The 25,985-nt window shown below is 42.9% G+C and carries 27 protein-coding genes; 11 read left to right on the top strand and 16 right to left on the bottom strand.

All coding sequences use genetic code 11. From position 1 onward, the window contains the following. Window positions 1–47: 47 nt before the first annotated feature. Together RB622_RS20595 and RB622_RS20590 are read right to left on the bottom strand one after the other, a co-directional pair. Window positions 48–1,193 (bottom strand): Gfo/Idh/MocA family oxidoreductase, encoded by a 1,146-nt coding sequence (locus RB622_RS20595; protein WP_308048530.1) that lies wholly within the window; start codon window positions 1,191–1,193, stop codon window positions 48–50. A 111-nt stretch (window positions 1,194–1,304) separates the two neighbouring features. Beyond that, a complete protein-coding gene (locus RB622_RS20590) occupies window positions 1,305–2,435 on the bottom strand; it encodes a Gfo/Idh/MocA family oxidoreductase (RefSeq protein ID WP_308048571.1) in 1,131 nt (376 codons plus the stop codon). A 243-nt stretch (window positions 2,436–2,678) separates the two neighbouring features. Here RB622_RS20590 and RB622_RS20585 point away from each other — a divergent pair, with 243 nt between their 5' ends. Beyond that, complete coding sequence (locus RB622_RS20585; RefSeq protein ID WP_308048529.1) at window positions 2,679–3,917, top strand: MFS transporter; 1,239 nt, start codon at window positions 2,679–2,681, stop codon at window positions 3,915–3,917. Between the two features lie 192 nt (window positions 3,918–4,109). Here the strand turns inward: RB622_RS20585 and RB622_RS20580 are convergent, their stop codons facing one another. Both RB622_RS20580 and RB622_RS20575 read right to left on the bottom strand, forming a co-directional pair. Further along, complete coding sequence (locus RB622_RS20580) at window positions 4,110–6,518, bottom strand: endonuclease MutS2 (RefSeq protein WP_308048528.1); 2,409 nt, start codon at window positions 6,516–6,518, stop codon at window positions 4,110–4,112. Window positions 6,519–6,605: 87 nt separating this feature from the next. After that, window positions 6,606–7,127: a hypothetical protein gene (locus tag RB622_RS20575; protein WP_308048527.1), complete on the bottom strand. Its 522-nt coding sequence runs from the start codon at window positions 7,125–7,127 to the stop codon at window positions 6,606–6,608. A gap of 250 nt (window positions 7,128–7,377) precedes the next feature. On the opposite strand from RB622_RS20575, the gene RB622_RS20570 reads away from it, so the two are divergent. Continuing rightward, window positions 7,378–7,674 carry an iron-sulfur cluster biosynthesis family protein gene (locus tag RB622_RS20570; RefSeq protein ID WP_308048526.1) on the top strand — a complete coding sequence of 99 codons (297 nt, stop codon included), beginning with the start codon at window positions 7,378–7,380 and terminating at the stop codon, window positions 7,672–7,674. A gap of 24 nt (window positions 7,675–7,698) precedes the next feature. Here RB622_RS20570 and RB622_RS20565 read toward each other — a convergent pair whose 3' ends face one another. Beyond that, window positions 7,699–8,271 (bottom strand): NUMOD4 domain-containing protein, encoded by a 573-nt coding sequence (locus RB622_RS20565; protein WP_308048525.1) that lies wholly within the window; start codon window positions 8,269–8,271, stop codon window positions 7,699–7,701. Window positions 8,272–8,421: 150 nt separating this feature from the next. Between RB622_RS20565 and RB622_RS20560 the strand changes: the two genes are divergently transcribed. Beyond that, complete coding sequence (locus RB622_RS20560; RefSeq protein WP_308048524.1) at window positions 8,422–8,781, top strand: CoA-binding protein; 360 nt, start codon at window positions 8,422–8,424, stop codon at window positions 8,779–8,781. A 123-nt stretch (window positions 8,782–8,904) separates the two neighbouring features. On the opposite strand, the gene RB622_RS20555 is transcribed toward RB622_RS20560, so the two are convergent. The 7 genes from RB622_RS20555 to RB622_RS20525 all read right to left on the bottom strand — a co-directional run bounded on the left by RB622_RS20555 (window position 8,905) and on the right by RB622_RS20525 (window position 14,598). Further along, window positions 8,905–9,906, bottom strand: a complete 1,002-nt coding sequence (locus tag RB622_RS20555) for a beta-ketoacyl-ACP synthase III (RefSeq protein ID WP_308048523.1) — start codon at window positions 9,904–9,906, stop codon at window positions 8,905–8,907. A 146-nt stretch (window positions 9,907–10,052) separates the two neighbouring features. After that, on the bottom strand, window positions 10,053–10,754 hold the full coding sequence (gene pssA, locus RB622_RS20550) for a CDP-diacylglycerol--serine O-phosphatidyltransferase (protein WP_308048522.1): 702 nt from the start codon (window positions 10,752–10,754) through the stop codon (window positions 10,053–10,055). Window positions 10,755–10,835: 81 nt separating this feature from the next. Then, window positions 10,836–11,474 carry an MBL fold metallo-hydrolase gene (locus RB622_RS20545; protein ID WP_308048520.1) on the bottom strand — a complete coding sequence of 213 codons (639 nt, stop codon included), beginning with the start codon at window positions 11,472–11,474 and terminating at the stop codon, window positions 10,836–10,838. Window positions 11,475–11,550: 76 nt separating this feature from the next. Further along, window positions 11,551–12,249, bottom strand: coding sequence for a hypothetical protein (locus RB622_RS20540; RefSeq protein WP_308048518.1), 699 nt, complete (start codon window positions 12,247–12,249; stop codon window positions 11,551–11,553). A 30-nt stretch (window positions 12,250–12,279) separates the two neighbouring features. Further along, window positions 12,280–12,978, bottom strand: a complete 699-nt coding sequence (locus RB622_RS20535) for a hypothetical protein (protein ID WP_308048516.1) — start codon at window positions 12,976–12,978, stop codon at window positions 12,280–12,282. 55 nt (window positions 12,979–13,033) lie between these two features. Continuing rightward, the gene (locus RB622_RS20530; RefSeq protein WP_308048515.1) at window positions 13,034–13,750 is read right to left on the bottom strand and encodes a hypothetical protein; all 717 of its coding nucleotides are present in this window, start codon (window positions 13,748–13,750) and stop codon (window positions 13,034–13,036) included. A gap of 143 nt (window positions 13,751–13,893) precedes the next feature. Next, window positions 13,894–14,598 carry an SAM-dependent methyltransferase gene (locus RB622_RS20525; protein WP_308048514.1) on the bottom strand — a complete coding sequence of 235 codons (705 nt, stop codon included), beginning with the start codon at window positions 14,596–14,598 and terminating at the stop codon, window positions 13,894–13,896. A gap of 69 nt (window positions 14,599–14,667) precedes the next feature. Here RB622_RS20525 and RB622_RS20520 point away from each other — a divergent pair, with 69 nt between their 5' ends. Next, on the top strand, window positions 14,668–15,078 hold the full coding sequence (locus RB622_RS20520; protein ID WP_308048512.1) for a hypothetical protein: 411 nt from the start codon (window positions 14,668–14,670) through the stop codon (window positions 15,076–15,078). A 90-nt stretch (window positions 15,079–15,168) separates the two neighbouring features. Further along, on the top strand, window positions 15,169–15,597 hold the full coding sequence (locus tag RB622_RS20515; protein WP_308048510.1) for a hypothetical protein: 429 nt from the start codon (window positions 15,169–15,171) through the stop codon (window positions 15,595–15,597). A 74-nt stretch (window positions 15,598–15,671) separates the two neighbouring features. On the opposite strand, the gene RB622_RS20510 is transcribed toward RB622_RS20515, so the two are convergent. After that, window positions 15,672–16,442: an alpha/beta fold hydrolase gene (locus RB622_RS20510; protein WP_308048509.1), complete on the bottom strand. Its 771-nt coding sequence runs from the start codon at window positions 16,440–16,442 to the stop codon at window positions 15,672–15,674. A gap of 376 nt (window positions 16,443–16,818) precedes the next feature. Here RB622_RS20510 and RB622_RS20505 point away from each other — a divergent pair, with 376 nt between their 5' ends. Together RB622_RS20505 and RB622_RS20500 are read left to right on the top strand one after the other, a co-directional pair. Next, complete coding sequence (locus RB622_RS20505; RefSeq protein WP_308048508.1) at window positions 16,819–20,118, top strand: carboxypeptidase regulatory-like domain-containing protein; 3,300 nt, start codon at window positions 16,819–16,821, stop codon at window positions 20,116–20,118. 19 nt (window positions 20,119–20,137) lie between these two features. Next, entirely contained in the window at window positions 20,138–20,578 is a 441-nt protein-coding gene (locus RB622_RS20500) for a hypothetical protein (RefSeq protein WP_308048507.1), read from the top strand. 184 nt (window positions 20,579–20,762) lie between these two features. Here RB622_RS20500 and RB622_RS20495 read toward each other — a convergent pair whose 3' ends face one another. Next, window positions 20,763–21,068, bottom strand: a complete 306-nt coding sequence (locus RB622_RS20495; protein ID WP_308048506.1) for a rhodanese-like domain-containing protein — start codon at window positions 21,066–21,068, stop codon at window positions 20,763–20,765. An 18-nt stretch (window positions 21,069–21,086) separates the two neighbouring features. Next, on the bottom strand, window positions 21,087–22,229 hold the full coding sequence (locus RB622_RS20490; RefSeq protein WP_308048505.1) for a DEAD/DEAH box helicase: 1,143 nt from the start codon (window positions 22,227–22,229) through the stop codon (window positions 21,087–21,089). A gap of 183 nt (window positions 22,230–22,412) precedes the next feature. On the opposite strand from RB622_RS20490, the gene RB622_RS20485 reads away from it, so the two are divergent. The 3 genes from RB622_RS20485 (at window position 22,413) to RB622_RS20475 (ending at window position 24,416) form a co-directional block, all read left to right on the top strand. Continuing rightward, window positions 22,413–23,231, top strand: coding sequence for a hypothetical protein (locus RB622_RS20485; protein WP_308048503.1), 819 nt, complete (start codon window positions 22,413–22,415; stop codon window positions 23,229–23,231). Between the two features lie 108 nt (window positions 23,232–23,339). After that, window positions 23,340–23,885, top strand: coding sequence for a DUF1697 domain-containing protein (locus RB622_RS20480; protein WP_308048502.1), 546 nt, complete (start codon window positions 23,340–23,342; stop codon window positions 23,883–23,885). Between the two features lie 120 nt (window positions 23,886–24,005). Then, window positions 24,006–24,416, top strand: a complete 411-nt coding sequence (locus tag RB622_RS20475; protein ID WP_308048501.1) for a Dabb family protein — start codon at window positions 24,006–24,008, stop codon at window positions 24,414–24,416. A 120-nt stretch (window positions 24,417–24,536) separates the two neighbouring features. On the opposite strand, the gene RB622_RS20470 is transcribed toward RB622_RS20475, so the two are convergent. Further along, window positions 24,537–25,388 (bottom strand): pirin family protein, encoded by an 852-nt coding sequence (locus tag RB622_RS20470; RefSeq protein ID WP_308048500.1) that lies wholly within the window; start codon window positions 25,386–25,388, stop codon window positions 24,537–24,539. A gap of 185 nt (window positions 25,389–25,573) precedes the next feature. Between RB622_RS20470 and RB622_RS20465 the strand changes: the two genes are divergently transcribed. Beyond that, a complete protein-coding gene (locus RB622_RS20465) occupies window positions 25,574–25,939 on the top strand; it encodes a helix-turn-helix domain-containing protein (RefSeq protein WP_308048499.1) in 366 nt (121 codons plus the stop codon). The last annotated feature ends 46 nt before the right edge of the window (window positions 25,940–25,985 follow it).

The following is a 25,985-nucleotide window of genomic DNA, read 5'->3' as shown; positions in this document are numbered from 1 at the left end:
ATATCTCCATTAAGGATATCTAAGGGCTAACAGCTAATAACTAAAAGCTAAACCGTTACCCAAGCCTGTTTTTTATTACTTTCCAAAATTCTTTCGCAAATCAATAGCTCGCGGTATCCGTCTGCGAAGGTTGGGAATGTAGGGTTTTCTGGTTGCTTACCTGCTTCAATAGCCGCGTAAACCTCCTTAAATAGTTGTTTTGACGTATCAGAGAAGCCTTCGTTGTGGCCACCTGGGAAAGTGATCAGTGAACGAACATCGTCATTGACAAGGGACGGATCGCGCATCAGGATTTCATTGCTTTTGTCGCGGTTACCAATCCACATTTCGTTTGGTGCTTCCGAAGTCCAGTTGAAAGTCTTCTTAGAACCTGAAATTTCCAGGGTCATACGGTTTTTACGACCGGCAGAAACCTGAGAAACTGTGATCACGCCTTTGCTGCCATTGTCAAAACGAAGAAGAACGTTTGCGTGGTCTTCAGTTGTGATCGCGACATCAGCGTAGTCTTCCGGCTGAAGCATTTTTCCTGAATACGTTTCAACCGGTTTCAATGGTTTCTTACGTGTCTCATGGATTGTATTAAAGTCAGCAAGTACTTCAACGGTTTTCAAACCTGTGATGTATTCAAGAATATCCATCAAATGAGAACCGATATCAGCAATCGCGCGTGAATCGCCAGACTTATCCGGCTCAAGGCGCCAGTTGTAATCCGTTTCGTAAAATAGCCAGTCCTGAAGATAGGATCCGATGAAAGAATAAATTTCACCAAGTTCACCGCGCTCACGCATCGACTTCATCTGACGTGCCAGCGGGTAGTAACGCAGGTTGAAGTGAACCGCATTGACAAGTCCTGTTTTGGCAGCAAGTGCAACAAGCTCTTCCGCTTCGGCAAGATCCTTTGCCAATGGTTTTTCACAGATCACGTGTTTTCCAGCCAATAAAGCCGCTTTTGACTGTGAGTAGTGCAGGAAGTTAGGTGTACAAATGTGGATTGCCTGAATATCGTCCTGCTTAAGCAATTCATCAAATGTGTAAGAACGGGCGATTCCCAATCCTGCTGCTTTTTCTTTTGCCAACTCGGCAGTTACTTCACAAAGAGCAGCTACTTCAACATTAGGAAGGCGTCTTAACGCTTCGATATGGGCAGGGCCAATAAAACCGGTACCTACTACACCAACTTTTATTTTAGTCATAAACAAGGTAAAAGGATTGTGAAAAATATTTAAAAAAGATTGTGGATATACAAAGATATAGCGCGAAGACCGGAACAAGTTCCGATCCTCAAACACGTTTTTTTCTGATATCTACTCAAAAGTAGTCCACTTTGTGTCAGATTTATCAGAGGCAATCACGGTGTTTACGAATTTCATACCGCGTAAGCCGTCTTGCGCTGATGGGAAATCATAAACCGGATCGGCTTTTTTACCATCCCAGTGGGCACGAACGTGGATTGCAAAATTGCGGTAAAGATTGGCAAAAGCCTCGAAATAGCCTTCCGGGTGACCGGCCGGGATACGGGTATGGACCTGGGCTGCTTTTGAAAGATTTCCTACCCCGGTACGGATCAGCCTTACACCCTGCTGGGTTTTATGGACCAGCGTGTTGGGCTCCATTTGCTTCCATTGCAGACCGCCTGTTTCGCCATAAACACGGATGTTCAGGTCGTTTTCTTCACCGTTTGCAATCTGACTGTTTTGCAGAATTCCCTTTGCTCCGTTATTAAAGCGCAGCAAAATGTTTGCATCATCATCCAGCTGACGGCCTTCGACAAAAATCGTAAGGTCGGCGCAAAGTTGTGTGATTTTTAATCCGGTAATATATTCAGCAAGATTTTCGGCATGGGTACCAATGTCGCCTAATCCACCGCCGGCCCCGGACTTACTTGGGTCTGTGCGCCATGCAGCCTGTTTGTTGCCCGTCACTTCAACAAGTGTCGACAACCAGCCCTGGGGATATTCAACAATGACTTTACGAACTTTTCCAATGGCACCCGAAGCGATCATTTCTTTCGCTTCTTTTACCATGGGATATCCGGTGTAGTTATGCGTAAGACAGAAAACCAGTCCGGTTTTTTCAACCAGCGCAACGATTTCCTCGGCTTCTTCAATCGTCAGCGTGATAGGCTTGTCGCATACCACGTGGAAACCATTTTCAAGCGCCAGTTTCGTTGGTGCGGCGTGTACATGGTTTGGGGTCACAATAGCCACAAAATCCATACGTTCTCCTTCCGGAAGCTGTTTTTCTTTGAGAATCATCTCTTCGAAATTAGCATAAACGCGGTCTTCGGGCAAGTAAAGAGCTTTTCCTGTTTCCTTTGATTTTTCGGGAGACGAACTGAAAGCACCGCAAACAAGTTCGATTTCTCCGTCCATGATAGCCGCACGGCGGTGAACACCTCCAATAAAAGCGTCAAGTGTTCCTCCCACCATACCCATCCTTATCTTTCGTGACATTCCTCTGGGTTTAAAGTTTTTAAAAGATTTTATACCTATAAAGAGTAGTATCTATGACTCTTACTTCTTACAAAGATATATTTAACGTAGAAAAAATGTGCCTCAAAAAGTAGATAGATCAGTAGATTTGTTCAATATTTGTTTTTTCTGTGAAAAACTTAAATAATATTGGTACCCCGAATACCGTAATTAATCACTCTCAAATATTTTAACCAATACAAAAGCATGTCTCAACCAATTAATAGCTCACGGCTTTTTAACGCAAGTTGTTTTGCGCTTATTACCACAGCTTTTTCATTCAGTATACGTGCCGGGATCCTGTCTCAGCTTGGTACCGAGTTCAATCTTACTGCCGCGCAGCTGGGACTTATCAACTCTATGGCATTTTTGGGTATGCCCTTGTCAATGGTCGTTGGAGGGCTCGTTTATCATACCGTGGGTCCAAAAATCATAATGCAAGTTGCTTTCCTATGTCACGCGATCGGGATTATCATGACCATCTATGCAGGTGGTTACGCTGGGTTGTTGATTTCTACTTTCTTCATAGGAATTGGAAATGGTTGTACAGAAGCAGCATGTAATCCAATGATTGCTGATGCGTATACTGGTTTGAAAATGAACAAGATGCTGAATCGTTTTCACATGTGGTTCCCGGGAGGAATTGTTGTAGGAAGCCTTATTTCTAAATTCATGACTGACGCAGGACTGGGATGGGAAGCACAGATATGGGTAATCATGATCCCGACAATTATTTATGCATTTTTGTTCTGGGGACAAGCATTTCCTAAATCACATATTGATGGCGTAAGCTCAATTGGAGAGAATGTTAAAGCCATGTTCACACCGCTTTTCTTGTTTATATTCTTCTGCATGGCTTTTACAGCAATTTCAGAATTTGGACCACAGCAGTGGACAGGTATGATCATGAGTAAGAGTGGAGCAAGCCCAATGTTGATATTGGCTTTGGTAACCGGTTTAATGGCCGTGATGAGATTCTTCGCTGCGCCGGTTGTTAAATTATTAGGAGATACTGGAATTCTATGGACGGCATCCATTTTAACGGCCATAGGTATCTATATGTTTAGTACGGTAACGGGCCCAATGGCATACTTTGCAGCGGTGATATTCGCATTTGGTGTTGGTTTGTTCTGGCCGACGATGGTAGGATTCATTGCGCAGCATGTGCCATTGAGTGGGGCACTTGGTATGTCCATCATTGGTGGTGTGGGTATGTTATCCACTGCAATTTTTCAGCCGATCATCGGTGGCTGGATCGATTCGGATACAGCAGAGGCAGCAGCAAAAGGCTTAACAGGAGATGAGTTAGCATTGGCTGCCGGACAGGCGACACTAAGCACCATGATCGCTTTTCCAGCCATATTGGTCGTTGCGTTTGGTATTCTGTTCTTTTGGATGAAAAACCGTAAACCGGTAGCTGCTGCATCGACGGTAGGAGTTCACTGATAAAGGGGATAATCATATATTGAAAAATGTCTGTCATAATCATTATGGCAGACATTTTTCGATTGTAGCGGTTGCTTCTGGCAATCGGCATGCAAGACTAGGTCAGATAAAGGCTGAATAGTCATCTCAACATCCGCATGGCCTTCTCGAACTATATTCGGGCTCATAGAATAAGGCTTTCTTTTCTCAGCCTTATTTCAATTTTACAATGGTAACACCGGCACCGCCACGGTCCGGATGTTCGTCCTGCATATTAGAAACGTGGGAATAACCACGCAGGTGATTCCGAACCAGTGTCCTCAAAATACCGTCTCCTTTGCCGTGTACGACGCGAAGCTCATCGTAGCCGAGCATGATGGCATTATCCATAAATGAATCCAGTACACCCAAAGCTTCTTCGCCGCGTTTCCCACGGATATCCAGGTTAAAACTGAAATTCATCATCCGTTCATTCAGATCGATGCCCTTGGAAGTCGTTTTCAGTTTTTTCTCGCCCGTTGCAACCTTATAAGTTTTGTTAGAAACTTTTTCCAGACGATTGAGTTTGATATTGGATTTCAGGTCGCCGATGCGGATTTCCACATCTTTGCCTTTCAAAACGAGCACCTCTCCAATGGCTGTCTGCCCGACAATCCGAACATAACTTCCCACGGTTATTGCACCGTCTTCGGCTTCAAAAACATTGTCTTCGGAAGGTTGCTCTTCGACTTCCTCAATAACCAGATTCTTTTTGCTAAACTTTTCAAGCTCAGTCCGAACTGTTTTGGTTTTTTCCTTTTCGGCTTTATTTTCCTTAATCTCCCGGATGGTATTTTCGATCAGCTGGTTGGCATCAGACAGCAAATTCTTGGCTTTCTGCTTCGCTTCGTTAACCAGTTTTTTCTCGTTGTTTTCCAGATTTGATTTGAGTTTTGTGTATTCCGAAAGCTGTTGTGCAAGCTTCCTTTCTTTGATACCCAACTCGATATTTTTCTCTGCAAAAACCTTCCGCTCGATATCCAGTTCTTTCAGTAATTTTTCAAAATTTACCTGCTGTTTACCAAGCTTATCTTTCGCGCGGTTTATCACCGCATTCGGCAAACCGATTTTTGAAGCAATTTCAAAAGCAAAAGAACTTCCCGGCCGGCCAATTTCCAGCTGGTAAATGGGTTCAAGGTGTTCTCCGTCAAAACGCATGGCACCGTTTACCAGACCGTCGGTTTTGTCTGCCAAAACCTTAAGATTGGTATAATGGGTGTTGATCACGCCATAAGCTCCCGATTTTGTCAGATCTTCCAGAATCGCTTCGGCAATAGCGCCGCCCAGGCCGGGTTCGGTTCCCGTTCCAAATTCATCGATCAGAAAGAGAGTTCTTTTATTTGCGAGCGTGAGGAAATGACGCATATTGGTTAAGTGCGAGCTATACGTGCTCAAATCATTTTCCAGCGATTGTTCGTCACCAATATCAATAAAAATATTCTGGAAAAAGCCGATCGTTGAGCCGTCAGCCATCGGGACCAGAAGTCCGCATTGGTGCATATACTGGATCAAACCGACCGTTTTTAGCGAGACTGATTTTCCTCCCGCATTAGGTCCGGAAACAATCAGGATTCTCTGTTTGTCCTGCAATTCAATCGTAAGCGGAACAACTTTTTTTCCTTGTTTTTGAAACGACAAATGCAGCAGCGGATGCCGGGCGTCCTTCCATTCGACCACCTGCTTATTGACAAAAGTCGGGTTGGTGGCGTTCATCTGAATGGCAATTTTTGCCTTTGCTCTCAGAAAGTCCATTAACCCCAAAAATCCATAGGCTTTTTGCAAATCAGGGACAAAAGGTCTGAGCTGATCGGTCAGATGCATCAGGATCCGGTTGATCTCCCGGCGCTCCTCGTATTCCAGTTCGCGGATTTCATTGTTTGATTCAAAAACATCCGTTGGTTCAATGAAAACCGTTTGTCCGGTAGAGGACTCATCGTGGACAAAACCTTTCAGTTTGCGTTTGTGTTCGGCGGCCAATGGAATGACCATACGGCCGTTTCTGACCGTCAGGGAAACATCTTCACTGATCCATCCGCTATTTTTGGCGGTCCGAAGCATCGCATCGAGCTTTTTACGAATACCAGCCTGTTCGGAAATTAACCGTCTGCGAATCCGTGCCAATTCGGGCGAAGCGGTATCGCGTATCTGCCCGCGGTCATCGATAATCTTATCGATCGCATCGGTTATTGCCTTGTCAACTTTGACTGTTTTGGCATATTCGCTCAGCAATGGAAATGAATCCGGCTCCTGGTTTGCAAAAAAACGGAGGCATAAACGGATGGTTTGCAAAGAAGCTTTAAGGTCCGAAAACTCGGCCAGTGTCAACAACATGCCTTCAATCGCGGCGCGTTTTAAATAAGGCGTAGCATCAAGGTAATTCTGAGACGGGAAATCTTCTCCGATCTCCATCACCCTTTTCATTTCGGCGGTTTGACTGACAAGTTTTTCAACCATGCCGAAATTATCCGAAAACCGGATTTTTTCAACATAGCCGCGCCCTAATGGACTTATACATGCTTCTTTGAGTAGCTCGCGGAGTTTGTCAAAACCTAATTTTTGTTCAATTGTATTGGGGTATAACATTTCTGGTATTTCGAATTTTGGAACCGCCAGCGGATTTATTTCAAAACAGATCTTCTTAATCCGTTTTCCCCTGGCAGGATAATGATTTTATTTAAACACACCCTGAATTTCCTGTTTCAGAAAAACAAGCGCATGGGTGGTGGGTTGTATTTCTTTTTGAATGACCTGTGCAAAAATCTTCTTTGCCAGCTCAGATGCCGGTGCTTCTGATGGAATTTCGGCTGCTGCCTGGTTGACCACCGAAACAATTTCGTTCATTGCATTAACAATTTGGCCCCAGGCATCGTTGCTGATATAAATCTGCTGCGCCAGGTTGTGGTTAAATTCCTCACGGATTTCGTGCAGCAGTATCTGCTGCAATTCCAGTGCGTTGGAAGCGGAGGGTGCCAGCCTTAACAACAGATTACTGGGTGTAATTCGTTCTAAAAAAAGACACATACGTTCGTAAGCCTGTAAACGAAGCGGCAGTGTTATTTCAGTATTTTTGTGGTGTATATCAAATTTTTGTTTTTCAAAAACTTTATCGGCTACTGTGGTAATGGTCAGATACATGCCATAGGTTACAATAGCTCCCAGTATCATGACGGTAATAAACGAATAAAACTCCATAGCTTTAATAAGGGTATTAGATTGCGGAAAGAAACGCAAAAATACAAGATAACTGAAAATTAGAAGGAAGAAATTGAATTAATTGCGAATTCTAAAAACCGATTTGCTGTTAGCTTCTAGCAAACCTTTATCTCCGCTGTCGTTTTATGCTATAAAGGCCTGCTTTTATTTATTGTTTATTCCTCGGCATGCTGACTCGGTCACGGTGCCTCAGAATCGTTTTTGAGAGGAAATTTTATTGCGAGAATTCATGGAGAACCCGATACAGATCACAGACAAGGCAAAGCTTGAAATCGCTACGACGTTAGAAGCCAATAAAATTCCTGACACCTACGGTCTTCGGGTAGGCTTGCGCGGAGGAGGGTGTAGTGGTACGTTTTTACTTGGTTTTGATACGGCGTCTGACTTTGATCAGATCTATAAAATTGATGGTATTAAAGTGATTATTGACAAACGGCATTTAATGTACGTTCTCGGTGTTTTGGTAGATTACGAAGAGGGTATGAACGGGAGCGGTTATACGGTTTCTTCCCTTGAGAAGAAATAGCATAACCGGTTGCTTATTTTACTTTTAGTCCTCAATGGTTACATGTTTCCAGTTTTCTCCTGACCGGATCCTGTTCAATTGCGTATGGGTGATTCCAAATTGCTTTGCAATCATTTTCAGACGGTTATTGTCATTTTTAAGCAATTTCTTGATGATTCTAACCTTGCTTTCTGTCAGCTTGTAATTTTTTGTTCTGCGTGGAATAACACGGTTGATAAAAGCAGGGTTTTCACGATTGTGATCGATCATTTCTGTTTTTGTAACCCATCTTAAATTCTCGTAGTAGTTGTTTTGTTTTTCAAAATCCGTGTGAATTACAAAAGTATGTTCGTCACTTGTCTTCTCTACAAAATACTCGGCTACCAGTTTGTGTACATATCTGTTGATCGTCTTGCCTCCGGCTGCGCGGATATTCAAAGAGCGATAACCCTGAATTACTGACCCCTTTATTATTGCACCGTCCTTAGGATTATTTTGAAAACTTTTAAGTCTTCCGTAATTAGAAACTTCATAGTGGGGCGGATTTTCGATTTCATCGAACTTTATTTTAGCCCATTTCTCATTCCAAAAACTCCGGCTTATCGTTGGCTCATTCATTGTTTAACATTCGATTATTGAATTGAAAACTTTTTTAAATTTATTGTTACTGTTAAGTAATACTATAACGTTGAAGACTTAATACTTTTATTGAACGTTTAAAAGGCAAAAAAAGGTTTATTCATCTCTTTTTCTAATTAAAGCCATCAAATGAAACATACTCTCATCATTGGCGCTTCAGATAATCCGGCAAGATATTCGTTCCTGGCGGCCCAAAAACTAAAGGCGAAGGGATATTCTGTTTTACTGCTTGGCCGTAGAAAAGGGCTTGCAGCAGGTCAGGAAATCCATATTCAGCCTCTGGCCTGGGAAAATATTGACACGGTTACCTTATATATCAATCCAACCATTCAAACGATTTATTACGATTATATTGTTTCGCTAAAACCAAAACGTGTAATTTTCAATCCTGGTACAGAAAATCGCGAATTTGAAAACATTTTAATTGCTAAAAATATCGTACCAATTGAAGCTTGCACGTTGGTGATGCTGACAACGGGACAGTATTAATATTGAGGAGGAGAGTGGCAGAGGGAGAATGAATTTGTTTCAATCCATTTCCCTGATACAAATGTACTTTTCTATTTCCTTATATTTACAAAAAAACTCTCCTTTTTTAACCTCTGATAAAATTTACCACTTTATCAGTGCCGAAGCCCAGGTAAAACCACTTCCAAAAGCCGCCAGACACACCAGATCACCCTCTTTTATTCTGCCTTCTTCCCAGGCTTCTGCCATCGCAATGGGAATTGAAGCTGCCGTAGTATTGCCAAAACGCTGAATGTTATTGACCACCTGTTCTTCGGAAAGCCCCATTTGTTGTCTTACGTAATCGCTGATACGGATATTGGCCTGATGCGGAACCAGCACGTTTACATCCGATGCCTGAAAGCCGTTCGCTTCCAGCGCTTCGTTGATTACTTCCCCAAAACGTACGATCGCATGTTTGAAAACGGTATTCCCATTCATATGTACGTTAAAGCCGCCTTCTTCAATCATTTCCGTCGTTGCTGTCCTGCCCGCACGGCTGCTGCCGGGTTCACGCACGAACAAATCTTCGGCGAACCGTCCGTCAGCGTGTAAATGTGTGGACAAAATGCGGTGATTTGGATCCTGGGTCGCCTGAACGACAGCCGCGCCCGCCCCATCACCGAAAATAACAGCCGTGTTCCTGCCCGCCGTACTTTTGTCGATCCAGGATGACTGAATTTCCGAGCCTACCACCAGCGCAGTTTTATACATGCCCGATTTGATGAACTGATCGGCAATCGACAGGGCATATACAAACCCCGAACATTGCTGACGAATATCAAAAACCGGTTTGCCGTCCATTCTGAGCTCACGCTGCATCAAAAAAGCAGATCCTGGGAAAAAATAATCCGGTGTTATGGTGGCATAAACAATTACGTCAACATCATCGGGTGTCAAACCGGCCCTTTCCAGTGCCTGCCTGGAAGCCGCCGCTGCCATGCTGTAATTGGTATCTTTTCCGTACTCAAAATAACGGCGCTCTTTAATTCCGGTGCGTTCCTGTATCCATTCGTCGGACGTGTCCATCCATTTTGTCAGGTCATTGTTTGTTACAATGTTTTCAGGAACATAGTAGCCAAGGCCGGTAATACGCGAAAATGTCATGCAGAATTTATTTTGTACTAAAAGCCCGGTTTTGCCAGGCGAAATTTAATTTTTTTACCCCAAAAGACTGTACGTCAGTTTACTGATATAATAAAAAATCCGTTGGAATGAGCACAAATTTGCAACAAAAAGTTCTTGTTACCAATTCAGGCGTTCTTTTTCACAAGATTGGCGGTAACCGATAAACTGAGGTAGACGATTAATATCAGTGGAATAGCCAGGATTTTGAAAAATGCCAGCAGCAGCACCGTAAGAATCATGAACGTATAGCGCAATTCATTTCCCTGCCAGCCAAAAGATTTGAACTTCAAAGCAAGCAGTTTTATTTCAGCCACCAACAGGTAAGACATAACCACGGTTAATATCAACAGGTTATTGGTGTTGACAATCAGCGGTTTCCAGCTTTCATCCTGTGAAATAATAATCGGGAGTGAGGCGATCAGTAATGCATTTGCCGGTGTAGGTACACCAATAAAGGAATCACTTTGGCGCGGATCATTGTTGAATTTAGCCAGACGGATTGCCGAAAAAATGGCAATTAAAAAGGCAGGGTAGGCTTTCCAGATACCCATCAGGTCTGGAATGCTCTGCATCAGCAATTGATAAATAATGATCGACGGCAAAAGTCCGAAAGTAACCATATCGGCCAAAGAATCCAGGTCCCGTCCAATAGGAGAACTTACCTTTAAAAGCCGGGCCGCAAACCCGTCAAAAAAATCAAAAACGAGGGCGATGCCGATAAGCCAGCAGGATAAAAGAATATTATTGTGAAACGCCTCCACTACGCCCAGACATCCGCAAAGCAGATTAAGACAGGTGAGCGCGTTGGGAATATGTCGAAGAAACATTGTAATTTTCAATACAGGGTTTGGGTACTGTTCACAAAAGGCGTGTCGATGTTAACCGGTATTACTTTTGTGAGGCAAATTTTATTTCAAAAACGGATTATTTTTTTTCTCGTAACCAATCGTTGTCGGCTGCATGTGGCCTGCGTAAACAGTGTAACCATCCGCCAGCGTAAAAAGTTTGGTTTTGATGCTGTCAATTAGCGTTTCGAAATCGCCGCCGGGTAAATCGGTACGTCCTATACTTTGTCTGAAAAGTACATCGCCGCCGATCACAAACTGCTGCTCATCGTTTACAAAAGCGACATGCCCCGGCGCGTGGCCCGGTACAAAAAGCAACCGAAGTGAGGAATTTCCAAAAGTTACGGTATCGCCTTCATCAAAATAGGAATCGATCTCAGGCTCGTCAAACCCTGCAAAACCGTAGTTGGAAGCGTATGTTTTTACGGCTTTGAGAAGCGGTTCGTCAATCTTATGCAGGGAAAATGGGATATTATATTTCGCTTTGATTGCCGCCACACCCAGCACATGGTCAATATGTGCATGCGTATTGATGATCCGAACAGGTTTCAGCGCATTGTTTTCGATGAAGTCGTAAAGTTGTTTGTACTCAGCTTTGTCATAGCATCCCGGATCGATAATAACCGCTTCGCCGGTCTCATCGTACAGCAAATAGGTATTTTCAGAAAAAGGATTGAAGACAAAAGATTTAATTTGTATCATTATTTCAAACGTAAAAATAGGCGCAGACTTCCGCTATATATAATTGCTAAGTTACGAAACAGATTGCAAACTGGGCTTATAGCGTCCTTTTTTCGCTAACGGCGGCATATATCCTGTCAAAGAAAAGCTGGATACGTCCCTTGTAAGTCGTTTCCGTGCCGACGCAAAGCCAGATTTCCCCGGCTGCATTGGGTTTTACTTCGACCGCCAGATTGGCATTGTCCCTGACGATACTTCTGTAAGCCACGGAGTCGATATTATTGCCGGCATCGCCGAGATATAACATTTCCGTTCCGCTTTTACCCAGCGACCCTTTTTTTATAGAAATATTGTAATAATCCGAAGCCAGGACTTTTTTTGGCTCCGCCGTGGAAGCGCCTGCTTTTATATAAGTGATCTGCCCGGCTCCACCGACTGTGTCGGTATAACTCGTCGTCAGATTGATGCGGTAAGCAACTTTGTAAGTCAATTCCGGATTGAGTCCCGTGATTTTTCTTTTGATAAACCAAAACAGACTGTCGCCGGTATTGACGCCTTCTACTCTTAATCCAAGTGCCGTGCTATCGGTCCGTTCCGGGATTTTGTCCTGCTTGATCAAAAACTTGACGGCGTCTTCCTGACCACTTTTGTAAAGTGCAAAATCCCCCGCCCAATCGTCTGTTCCGGTCTGAAAAGTGCTGTCGAAAAATAGGATAGGCAGTGGGTCCGCTGCTTTTTTGCAGGCAGCCAGAGAGACCGTTATGATCAAACATCCGAATAATATCCAATTTTTCATGTATTGCAATTCCCTTGTGGCTTACTTAATTTATTGTTCCGTTAACGTGACCTTTATTTTGTCGTAATAAAAAACGGTTTTTCCCTTGTATCGGGTATCTTCTCCCACACAAACCCAGATTGTTCCAGTCGAGTCGGGTTTTACGGTAATATTTTTTGAATGGCTGGTTCGGTTGACCATTTCATAGACAAATCTTAACGCCGTGTTGGTGAAATCACCCAAAATAGACATTTCGGCTCCATCCTGGTCCCAAAGACCTTTTTTGATGGATAAATTATAATAAAATTTGTCAGAAGGAGTTTTAACGGGTTCTGTGGCGGAAGCCCCGGCTTTCAGGTTGATTGTTTTTCCGGCTCCGTTTGGCAAGTCAGGATAATTGGTTGCCACGTCTATATCAAAAGAAACATTGTAGGTTTTACCGGGATTCAGGCCTGCGATCTTCTTTTTTAGAAACATAAAAATGCTGTCTCCAACATTATTTCCCTCCATTCTCAGGCTCCATCTGGTGGAGTCGATAACGGCTGGCAGGGAATCACGTTCCATCTTAAATGCAATTTTTGTGGTATCCGCCCGGTTGTACAAAGCATAGTCCGCCGTCCAGCTTTCTGTACCCGTTTCGAATTCAGAGATCATCGTCCGCACAGGATTTACATTATTTCTTTCCTCGCTGTTGCAGGCGGACAGGCTTATCAATATGACTAGTTTTGCCCACTTCAAATATTTATTCATCAAAATTAAATTGCTTTGAGTAGACAAAACTAGTCGAAATTATGGAGACGACTGACTAATTCATTACCTTTTCAGTAATTGAAGTTTTAATTTTGTCGTAATAAAGTACTGTTAATCCCTCATAACCCGAATCAGTTCCTATACACAGCCAGATCTCTCCGTTTGCGTTCGCTTTTACTTCCACAGGTTTGGTCACGTTATCGCGTTTGACAATTTTATATTCATCTTTTTCGATTCCGTTTTCAATATTTCCCAAGACAAAAAGCTCCTTGCCTCCTTCAGACTGCGCACCCTTGTCGAGATTGAAGGTGTAAAAATCATTTTCAAGTTTTACAATTGGCTCATTCGGCGAGGCGCCGGCTTTCAGATACACCGAGCTCCCGGGCGACCCGCCTGCGCCAATGCCGTTAATCCGGGCGTTTGTTCCCAGATCAATTTCAAATACAACGTTATAAGTTTGATTTGCTTTTAATCCTGTCACTTTCTTTTTCAGGAACATGAACATATCGTCGCTCCGGTTGTGGCTCTGAAGCATTAAACCATTTTTCTTCGCATCAAGCGGGGCCGGTAATGCAGTGCGCCTGAACCTGAATTCGATTGTGGAAGTGTCCGTTGCCTTACCGTACTCGGCCAGTGCCCCCGTCCAGTCTTCCGCGTCCCTTTCGAAATCCGACGTGAAGACAGCACCTGACCTGATCATGCCATCCTGATCATCACAAGAAAACATCCCGAAAGCCAGGACTAATCCGCCTAAAATCATCCATTTTTTCATAGCTTAAAACAACTTTTGGTACATTGAAAATTAATTAACTACTGCTAGTCAAGATTCATGTTTCCGTCCGTTGGTTGGAAAAATGGTACGAAGTCTTTTATGGATGTTATATTGTGTGCTGATTTTGAGGTTGTTATGTTCGGTTATCCGATCAGAAATATGGTTGGCTGCTTGTGAAGATCGGGCTTGTTCTTTTTCCAGTATTTTACCGGATGGGTTTCAATAAACTCATCTTCCGAAGTAATGTTGGCGGCGATACAGAGCAGGGTATCAATCTGGCAGATGTCGAGTAAAGCGTCCAAAAACGAGTTGTTACGGAAAGGTGTTTCCATGAAAATCTGTGTCTGGTTTTTCTGAATGACATCGGTTTCAAGCTGCTTGATCGTCGTTTTTCTTTCAGCTTTGTCAATGGGAAGGTATCCGTGAAAGACGAAAGACTGACCGCTCATACCCGATCCCATCAACGCAAGTAAAATAGAAGATGGCCCGACCAGCGGCACTACTTTCACACCGATTTGGTGAGCAAAGTCAACGGCAACCGATCCCGGATCTGCAACCCCCGGACAGCCTGCTTCGGAAATTACACCGGCGTTTTGTGTCAGCCCCTTAATCTGATCTCTGGTTTCGCCACGGGGCGTGTCTTTATGTAGTTCATAAAAAGTGATGTTATCGATCACTTTGCCCAATTTCAAACTGCTGATAAAGCGGCGTGCCGTTCTTATGTTTTCAACAAAAAAGACGTCAACATTGGCGATCACATTTTTAATCTGTGGCGTTAGCACCTGGTCATTGGTTCCTTCCGCAAGCACGGTGGGAATGAGGTATAGGGTTATGTCAGATTGGCTCATAAGTTGTTTTTTTGATCCCTTTCCAACCATTTGCCGGAAAAGTGAATCTGTAAATAAAAAGGCAAAGCTATGAAACGGCTACTTTACTTTTTGTTATTTCTGCTATTTCTGTCGAATTGTAAGGATAATAAGGCTGATGAAAGTGAAATATTAAAGCTGGTTATCGGTAAATGGCATTCGATAGAGACCGAAGAAATTGTGGCAGGTGAAAAAAAGTGGCAGCCCATAGCTCTTGCAAAACAGAGTGATGTCTCTTTCAGTTTTGACGGGGTTATGCTGAACAAGGATAATGAGCCAGGCTGCTGTCCTTCTTCGGCGTTACGAATTAATGGAGCCTTGTTCAATATTAAATCAACGGGTGTTAATTCTTATCCTTGTCTAACCATCCTTTGCGGAGAGACTCCGCCATTACCCGTTGAAGTTGGCGGTGATGTAATGATTGTTGGTGATCAGAAAAGAGTCAAGTATGTAAGATATTGACCCAATTTTGATTTGTAAAGACGTAATGAGAAGGGGTGAGTATGTTTTATCTACTCCTGGGGCGAATGAATTTATTTTAAAAAGCAAGCGATGAAACGACTACTTTATTTTTCTCTATTTTTGTTAACACTGTTGAATTGTAAGGATGATGCGGATTCTGTGCCCATGGACTTGTTGACTCAGTCCTTACCGGGGAAATGGCTTTTGACTGAGACTGAGCAAACGGTTAATGGAAAACAGGTTTGGCAGGCGGCCAATGTTGTGCAGCCGGAATATATCATTTTTCGTTCTGACGGGGTTATCCTGAATGAACATGAAAAGGCAAACTGCTGTTCTCCGGCGGCTCTGAATATCAATAATAAAAAATTTGAAATCATACCGCAGCAGCCTGTTAATTATACCGAGGATTGTTCGCAGGTATTTTGCGGTTCCTGTCCGGTATGGGATATTGAAATGAAAGGCAATGAAATGATTATCTCGAAATGCCAGACGCCAAGGAGTAAATATGTGCGGAAATAAATACAGTATTCCCGGGGTACAGGTTGATTGGGACCTATGCCCCGGGAATGGCGAAATTTTATTTGATAAGTATATTATGCGTTAAGATAAGCCAGCAAACACTCAACAAAAGCTTTTGGCTGCTCCGCCTGGATCCAGTGACCTGCATTGGTTATGGTTTCCAGTTTTGCGTTCGGGAATATTTTTAAAATTCCATCCCAGTCTTCATCCAGAACATAATCCGATTTTTCTCCACGGATAAAAAGAGCCGACGTCTCAACCGGTTTCGTTGTCCGGATTGGCGCCCCAACATTGGCCATATCCCGTGTCAATACGGGTAAATTGAAACGCCAGTCAAAACCACCCTCTTCTTTTCTGTAAAGATTTTTCAAAAGAAACTGTCTTACCGATAAAATGGGCTCATAGGTGCTCAAAATGTCATCGGCCTGCTGGCGGTTTTCAATTTCTTCGACCGGCAAGGCATTGAGTCCCTGCAATAGTCTGGTATGATGAATCGGATATTGCTTGGGCCCAATATCGACAACGACCAGTTTTTCGAACGTATCAGGGTAATTTACCGCATATTCCATAACCGTTTTCCCGCCCATGGAATGCCCGATCAGAATCGGTGATGTCAGATGCTGTTGTTCGATAAATTCTTTCAGATCTGCGGCCAGGGTAGGGAAGTCCAGCGCACCTTCGTGCGGTGAACGGCCGTGGTGCCGCTGGTCAACGAGATAAACAATAAAACCTTGCTCTGAAATTGTTTTACCAATGGTAAGCCAGTTATCCAAAAAGCCGAAAACACCATGCAGGATAACCAGCGGTTTACCGGTTTCGCCAATCTTTTTATAATTAAGCTGCATTTTTTTACAAAAATTGAAAAAATCTATTTTTAGATAATTTTACCGAAGATAATCAATTCGATAATATACGAAGTAGTAACCGAACGTCACCATTTCTTTCATATGCATATGATATTGCAAAGATCGTCAGTATTTCTTTGACAGAAAAAAATAAAAGCACTGAAATGTTAACAAAATCTTAATATTGAAAATATGTCAATTTTTAGATGTTAATCTGTATATTTTCAATAAATCAGCTAGTTATGATATTTAGTATAGTATTTTGGTAGGACTACGAATATTGTTTTATAAATAAAAAAACTTTTATTTTACGGTCAATATCAGCAATCACTTTTTAGTGAACCTACTACTAAAATTCATCAAATCCCCGAATTCTATGAACAGGAAAAGTTTACTTTTCCGAGCAGCAAGTCTTATGCTGTTCGTATTTTCCTTGTCTTTCCTAAGCGGAAAAGTACAAGCCCAGGTTACTTCATCATTAATCAGCGGCCGGATCACAGATACCAAAGGCGAAACCCTGCCGGGTGCTACGATCAAAGCGCTTCATGAGCCGACCGGAACCGTTTATTCCACAATTTCATCGGACAACGGACAGTACACACTGCCTAATCTGCGGGTAGGTGGTCCTTACAAAATTACGGTTACTTTCATTGGTTTGGTTACAAAGGAAATCGCTGACGTCGTTACGACGCTGGGCTCTCCGCTGACTGTCAACGTAGCACTTGAAGATGCGTCTCAAACTTTAAATGAAGTAGTGATTTCAGGCGGCAAAGGAAACCTGATCAGTACGTCAAGAAATGGTACATCGACTTTCATTTCGCAAAGATTAATGCAAAGTGTACCGACGATCAGCAGAAGTGTTTCAGATTTTGCTCGTTTGACTCCTCAGGCAAGTACTGCCGGTAATGGTGTGTCTTTCGGTGGGCAAAACAACCGTTACAACCAGTTCACGATTGACGGGGCCAATGCGACGGATGGTTTTGGTCTTGGTTCAAGTGGTACAAACGGTGGGCAGGCGAACGTTAACCCGATTTCGATTGAAACAATTCAGGAGATGCAGATTGTGTTATCTCCCTACGATGTAACACAGGGCGGTTTCACAGGTGGCGGTATTAATGCGGTTACGAAAAGTGGGGCAAACAAATTCCACGGATCGGCTTATGGACAGTTCCAGAACCAGGGATTTGTAGGCAAGAGCGCAGCATATAATGACGTTGTTACCAGGAATAAATATCCGGATTTCAGCAATAAAACTTTCGGCGCAAGTTTAAGCGGTCCGATCATCAAGAACAAATTGTTCTTTTATGTAAATGCTGAAAAATATGTGAAATCTACTCCACTTGCGTTTGACCCGACAATTGCGGGTTCGGGTTCAAATGCCAACGTAGATACGTTGCAATCGTTGAGAGATTTTATTACAAAAACATATAACTACGATCCGGGGAGCTTTGGTGAAATCAATAATGAAAATAAATCGACATCATTATTCGCTCGTCTTGACTGGAACATTAATGACAAAAACACATTGACCTTGCGTCATAACTACGTAGACGGAAGCAATGATATCAGAAGCAGATCGGCTAACTCGGTTGTTTTCTCCAACGCAGGGTACAAATTTTTGAGCAAGTCCAATTCAACCGTTTTGGAACTAAACAGCACGTTCTCGGCCAATGCATCCAATGTCCTTCGTTTTACTTACAATACCGTTCGTGATAAAAGAGCCAGTAACTTTTTTCCTGCGCTGACCATCAATAACTTTGATGCCGTTAAGAAATTTACAATTCAGTACAATCTGGGTTCGGATTTTTCTTCTCAGGTTAACGGTCTTGACCAGGATATTTTCACAATTACTGACAACTTTACATTATACAAAGGCAAGCATACGCTTACTTTTGGAACAAACAATGAGTTTTTCAATAGCGAAAACTTATTCCTTCAAGGATTCTACGGAAGTTACTCCTACGGCTCGACAGGTAACACCAATACAAATAATATCGCCAATTTTATGGCAAACAAGGGGCTGACAGGTTATTCGGCAGGTTTTTCTACGAGCACAGACCCTAATGACAAAGCACCTGCAACCCTGCATGCGGCTCAATTCAGCGTTTACGGACAGGATGTGTGGTCTGTGAAATCTAATTTTAAACTGACTTATGGTCTGCGTATCGACCTTCCTGTGTTCTTCAACAAGCCAGCCGAAAACGCAGCATTTAATGCAGATGAAGCATTTAGAGCTTACGATGTTAAAACGCAGCAAATGCCTAAGTCTGCGCCATTGTTCTCTCCACGTGTTGGTTTTAACTGGGATGTTAAAGGTGATGCTACTACACAATTGCGTGGAGGTGCCGGATTATTTACGGGCCGTGTGCCATTCGTATGGATCTCTAACCAAATGTCCAATACAGGTGTTGCCAGTTTAAGTTATAACGCTGCCTCGGCTGATCTGGGAAAAATTCCATTCAAATTTGATCCGAACGATGCCCATGCCGGTGCTTACATTCCAAGCACTACTTCCAAGCCAATTTCTATTATTAATGTGATTGATAAAAACTTTAAATTCCCTCAGATTTTCCGTGCCAATCTTGCGGTTGATCAGAAGCTGGGTGTTTGGGGATTAATCGGTAGTTTGGAAGGGGTTTTCACGAAAACGGTTAACAACGCAAATTATCAGAATATTAACATCAGTGAAAACGGCGAAGGAACTGTTAAATTGGGACCTACAACACGCCCGCTTTGGACAAAAAGAACAAGCGCAGCTTTCTCTGACGTGTTTTTGCTGAAAAATACAAACAAAGGTTACAGTTATAACCTGACTGCCCAGGTTCAGAAACCATACAGCAAAGGTTGGTCGGGATTCCTTGCCTACACCTATGGACGCTCGAAATCACTTACAGATTTGACAAGTTCGGTTGCACAGTCTAACTGGCGTTTTGCTTATGCTACAAACGGTTTGAACCGTCTCGATCTTAGCAACTCCAACTTTGATCTGGGATCGCGTATCGTAGGAACAATCAGCAAGGAAATTAAATATTCTAAAAACCTGGCTACAACCTTCACTTTGATCTATACCGGCCAATCGGGTCAGAGATTGTCTTATCTGTATAGTAAAACCATCACTGGTGACGATATTCAGGGAGCATCTGCGGGACAGGTCAACACATTGGTTTATCTCCCTGCTACTGCTGCTGAGGCTAATTTCGCAGATATCAAAGGTGGTGCGACGGCTTCTCAGCAATGGACCGATTTTCAGACATTTGTGGGTAACAACGAATATCTGAAAGATAATCTGGGTAAAAACTTAAAACGTAACGAAGACAGAGCGCCATTTGAGCATCACTTTGACCTGAGAATTCAGCAGGATTTCATACTCGGACAAAATAAACTTCAGGTATTCTTCGACGTACTTAACGTTGGTAATCTTTTGAATAAAGATTGGGGAAGAAGTTATGCTGCTACAAACCAGGTAGCAAACAACCAGAACGTGTTGCTGTTTGCAGTGGTGAACTCAGGTGCAGCGACTCAGGATGGCAAGGCGATCACGCCAACTGCCGCAGCGCCTGCTTTGCAGTTTAATATCAATAACATGACTGATATTAAAGGTACAAGAAGACCTTACAATGTAAGTGATTTCTCTTCCCGCTGGCAGTCACAGCTTGGGGTGCGTTATTCATTCTAAGTTTTTAGGAAATAGTTTTTTGTGTAAAGATCCGGGTCTGTTAGGGCCCGGATCTTTCTTTTTTATCAGGATTTGTTCACTAACTCCATTAATTAAATCCCCGAAAATTTATGCTATTGAAAAGAAATATGAAGTTTTTGCAGATCTGGAAAAGTTTATCGACAACAATCCATACCTGTCGAAACGCAGAGGGAAGTTTGCAGAACGCAATGCGGCGGCATACCCCTGGCTGACACGTTTTGACTTTACAGTGGAGCAGGATTTTTACGTAAAAGTAGGGACCAAAAACAAAAAAAATATCATCCTTTTAAGGACCGATATTTTTAATATTGGTAACCTGATCCATAGCAAATGGGGTGTTGCAAGCCTTGCAACGGGTTCTACCAATGCAACGACTTCTAATGCCCTGAACTTTGCAGGCGTTACAGACGGTGTGCCAAGTTACCGGATGGGGTACTAGGTGGTGAACAATGTCCCTGTTTTGATGACGGACTCGTTTGTGAAATCACAGACAATCAACGACGTTTGGCAGGCACAGATTGGTGTTCGTTATATCTTTAATTAATACGGGTAAAACTTAAAAAAGTGAAAAGACTGCCCCGAAAGGACAGCCTTTTCGCTTTTTGTACGACACAAACAAGCCGCTACTCAGTTTCCAGAATTCCGCCGTGCAAATGGAAGATCTTCTTTTCATTCCACTCAGGCACTCTGCAAAAATCCAGTGCGGCGACCTTGCTTCGCACACCATTTGTGCAAAGCACAATAATGTTTTTAAAAGGTGACAGCAGCTCTCTCTGCTGTCTTATTTCTGCCAGGGGAATATTGATTCCACCTTCATTAAATTCCTCAAATTCCCAGGTTTCACGCACATCAACCACCACAGAATCGGATTGCTGACGAAGTTCATTCATTTGGGTCAGGCTGATATCGGTATATGTATTTTTGTACATAAGTCAATTCAACTGAAATTACCGTCCGTTGGAATAAGGATGATCCTTCACAACCGGAATGTTTTTGGCGATCAATTTATGAATATCTTTCAGGTATGCTTTTTCATCTAAATCACAGAAAGAAAAAGCCGTTCCTTTTGCTCCTGCACGGCCCGTACGACCGATACGGTGCACATAAGTTTCAGGAATATTCGGAATTTCGTAGTTGATTACGTGTGTCAGGTCATCCACATCAATACCGCGGGCTGCGATATCCGTGGCAACGAGCACACGTGTTGCCTGGCTTTTGAAATTTTTCAAAGCATTCTGACGTGCATTCTGCGACTTATTTCCATGGATGGCTTCCGATGTCACACCTGCTTTACGCAGCACTTTCACCACTTTATCCGCACCATGTTTTGTTCTCGTGAAAACAAGTGCCGTAGCAATGTTGTCGTCTTTGAGAATGTGGAGCAGCAAGCTGTTTTTGTCAGATTTGTCAACAAAAAAGACGGACTGTTTAATCGTATCTGCGGTTGAAGAAACGGGTGTTACTTCAACTTTTGCAGGATTGGTCAGGATCGTATCCGCAAGCGTCATGATCACAGGCGGCATCGTTGCTGAGAAAAATAACGACTGGCGTTTGGAAGGAAGCAAGCGCAGGATCTTTTTCACATCATGCACAAAACCCATATCCAACATACGGTCTGCTTCATCCAAAACAAAAATTTCCAGTTGTTTTAAATGGACAAAACCCTGGTTGATCAGGTCTAACAAGCGGCCTGGTGTGGCGATAAGAATATCAACACCTTTTTTCAACGCATCGGTTTGTGGTTTTTGACCAACACCACCAAAAATAACGGTATGTGTAATATTGGTAAAACGGCCATAGGCAGCAAAGCTTTCGCCGATCTGGATAGCCAATTCACGCGTTGGTGTCAGAATAAGTGCTCTGATCGGGCCTTTTTCGTATCTGCTCTTTGCCTTTTCTTCTAATATCTGAAGCATCGGAATGGCGAAAGCCGCTGTTTTTCCGGTACCTGTTTGCGCACAACCCAGCAAATCTCTGTGTTGCAATATAATAGGGATCGCTTTTGCCTGGATTGGAGTGGGAGTGGTGTATCCTTCTTCTGTCAGAGCCTTTCTAATAGGCTCAATGAGGTCTAATTCTTGAAATGTCATTTGGTTGTTTTAAGCTGCCCATGTGTATAGCTTTAAGTATAAACAGAGCCGAAATAGTATTAAGAACCTTTTCAGGTTGAATAGGTAACAGCGATACGATTTTTATCGTTCATTATGTTTTATTTTCGATGTCACCGATTTCTCATAGCTTTGCGTAACATTAGCCATCTAAAACCAACTACCATGAAAAGGAGTTTATTGTCTCTGGTATTTTTATTGACCGTTGTCTTGTCTGCGCATGCGCAGGACAAACTGATTAAAAGAAATGGTCGTATCCTCGAAGGAAAGGTTACGGAAGTGGGTGTTAAGGAGATACGGTATCAAACCAGCCAGGATCCGAACAGTGCCAAATTCGTCATTCGCAAGGCTGAACTGGAACGTATTGAATTCGGAAACGGAGAGGTTTTTATGATTTCCGAGCGTGAGCCTGTGAAAAAAGAAGAGCCGGCCAAACGCAGTTATGGTACCGATTATGGCCGAAATATTTTAACAATTTCACCTTTTAAGGCATTAGATTCAGGCCCTGGTCTCGGTTTTAGCTATGAGCGACTGATTGGGGAAAACCAATATGTAGGGATTATTTTACCCGTAGCCTTTATCTTTAAAGAGTACAATGTTTACAGTTCCAGCATTGACCTTAGCAATCATTATTATACCAATTTTTACGTGTCGCCCGGGGTCAAAATTTATCCGTTCGGGCAGCGGAAGGTTACCTATGCCGTGGGACCGAACATCATGTTGGGTTTCAACAAGGACAGGGACAGTCAATATGTGCCTACCGGGACGACTGGCTATTACAGTTCGATTGAAAGAAACAGTTTTCGCCTGGGACTGATCATCAACAATTATCTGAATTTTCAGATCACGCCGAAAATCAATCTTGGTTTGAATGGCGGCCTGGGTATGCGTTATCTCGATCAGCGGATTTCGTCTTCCCGTTCTTACAACGATGGCATGCAGGTGACGGGGGAATTTGCCTTTAATTTTGGTTTCAGATTTTAGAAATTATTTACTGGATTTGATTCTTCCCGGTGAATACCAACCGGGTACAGGATAACTGACGGGCATGTTTTGAGCCATTATACTTTCCTTGAAATTTTGAAACAGGTTATGAAAACATGCATTGCAATTTTACGGGGTATTAACGTGAGCGGCCGGAATCTGATCAAAATGACGGAGCTCAAAAAAATGTTTGAAGACCTTCATTTTGAAAATGTGAAAACGTACATACAAAGTGGTAATGTGGCGTTCAGCGTGAAATCGGGAAGTGACGAAAATCTGCAAGAAGAAATTCATGACGCGATACAAAAAACTTTTTCCTTTGATGTTCCCGTCATTGTTCTGGATGAAAAAGAACTGACTCGGATTCAGCAGCAGAACCCGTTTTTAACGGCGCGAAAGGAAGATGTTTTGAAACTTCACGTTACTTTTCTGGGTGAGGAACCGGAAAAAGCTTTGGTTGAAAAGTTAAAAGAAACGGGTCAGTTCCTGCCGGATGAATGGATCGTGGATGGGAAAGCCGTTTATCTTTTTTGTCCGACTGGTTATGGAAATACAAAACTCAACAACAATTTTTTCGAGAAGAAACTGAAAGTGACGGCGACGACGAGGAACTGGAAGACGGTTAATGAGCTGGTGAAGATGGCGGGCGTCTGATTGTAAATTTTAGAAAAATTGTAGATTTGTGAGGGTACAATGGTTATCCGCGTGTAAATAAGTGACAATAGGTACAGTTGGAAATTATTCACAATATTATAATTCATTTACACCCAAATCATGGAAGATTCATCTAGACGTAAGTTTTTGCAAAGTGCGGGGTTGGCTTCATTGGTCTCGATTTCACCCCTGGCTGCTGAGCCTGAAAGAATAAAAGAGGTTTTTATACACCACGTCCTTTTTTATCTGAAAGATCCCAGCAATGCCCAGGATGAAGCCAAGTTGCTGGAAGGATTGAAAAAACTGGCCAAAGTTCCACAAATAAAATATGTGAACATCGGTAAGCCTGCACCGACGAGCCGTTCTGTGATTGTTAAAGATTATACTTTTTCCTGGATGTGTATTTTCGATAATATCATCGAGGAGGAATTATATCAGACGCACCCGATTCACGACGAATTCAGAAATAATTACGCGCACTTGTGGGAGAAAGTCGTTATTTACGACTCTGTTGGGCCTAAAAAAGTCTAGATAGTAAGTAAATATGATCGGCGGAATTATCCGGTTGATGCAGTGATCAGTACCAAGCTGATCACGGGCAACCGGATAATCCCGCCGATTTGCTGATGCTGAAAACAGACAGCTTAACGACTAATCTTCAATCAAAATACCCATTTTACCCATCCGGTAGTCGCGATAAGCTTCTACGATCTGGATTTCCTGGTTAACGACAAAAGGTCCCTGCGCGATAATGGCTTCGCCAATGGGCTCGCCACTCATGAAAAGTGCTTTGGTATCTTCCAGTATTTCCAGCTGAATGCCTTCGCCGTTATGGTCCGGAATAATCATATTTTGAGCGGATATTTCCTGGTCTCCGATTTTTACCTTCCCCGTCAGCACATAGATAAAAGCATTGTGGCTGGCTTCAAAAGGAATGAAAACTTTCCCGTCTTTTTCACCCCAGATCATCGCCGAATTGATCGGACTTAATGTTGGGATTGGGCCTTTTGTTCCCAAAATATTCCCGCTTACCGCCGATAACCGTATTTTTTTATCATCACTCCAAACCTGTGGCGTATTTTCAGCTGTCAAAGGATAATAAGTGGGCTGGTCCATTTTATTTTTCGCAGGCGAATTAATCCACATCTGGATAAATTCCTGATGCCCGCTGACCGATGGTCGTTCGCTATGAATGATTCCCATACCGGCATGCATCCACTGCACGCCTCCTGTGAAGACAGTCCCGGTATTTCCACGGCTGTCCTGGTGATATACACCACCCTCGAAAACAAAGGTAACAGGAGCAAACCCACGGTGTGGGTGCGGCCCCACGCCGGAATGTTTAAGATTCAGGTCCTCTGGTACATCGTTTTCTGCATGATGCAATAGCACGAACGGATCCAGATAATCCACTTTTTGTGATGGAAGTGGTTGTTTTACCGTAATTTCTCCCATAGCATGTTCCCGTGCGAAGACGACTTTCGATATTTCCCTGCTTTTCATATTTTTTGTGTTTTAGCTTTTAAGGTCGATTTAGTATGAGTATGGATTTTCATAACCCTACTTTGTTCAATGAGGACAAACAGCCTGATTGTCCTGTTCTAAATTGACAATACAAATTTCGGAATAATAACTATATAATTGTAAGTAATATACAATAGTATAGGGCTATACTTGATGTAAGTGGTATGTTGAAAAACAACGAACATCCCGAATGCCGGGAAACAATTTTGCCCGTGCGGGATGCCCTGGACGTCGTGAGCGGAAAATGGAAAATTCCTATCCTGATTGCGATGGGGCTGGGGAGTAAACGCTTTATGGAAATCCAGGGAGCCATTCCCAACCTGACATCGCGCATGTTGTCCAAGGAGTTAAAGGAGCTGGAAATAAACCGTTTGATTGTGCGGAAAGTCTACGATTCCATACCTGTGGTTATCGAATACACCGTGACTGAGCACGGCAGGACGTTAAACACCTTGATTGAAGAGTTACGACGCTGGGGCGAATTTCACCGGAGCGTTATTACGGGAAGTGATCAGACGACTTTGAAATAAGGACAATCTGAGGTGCCAGAAAGTTTATGAACGATTAAACACCATC

Source organism: Dyadobacter sp. LHD-138 (assembly GCF_030929615.1).
GTDB lineage: Bacteria > Bacteroidota > Bacteroidia > Cytophagales > Spirosomataceae > Dyadobacter.
This window is presented reverse-complemented; position numbering and strand designations above follow the sequence as displayed.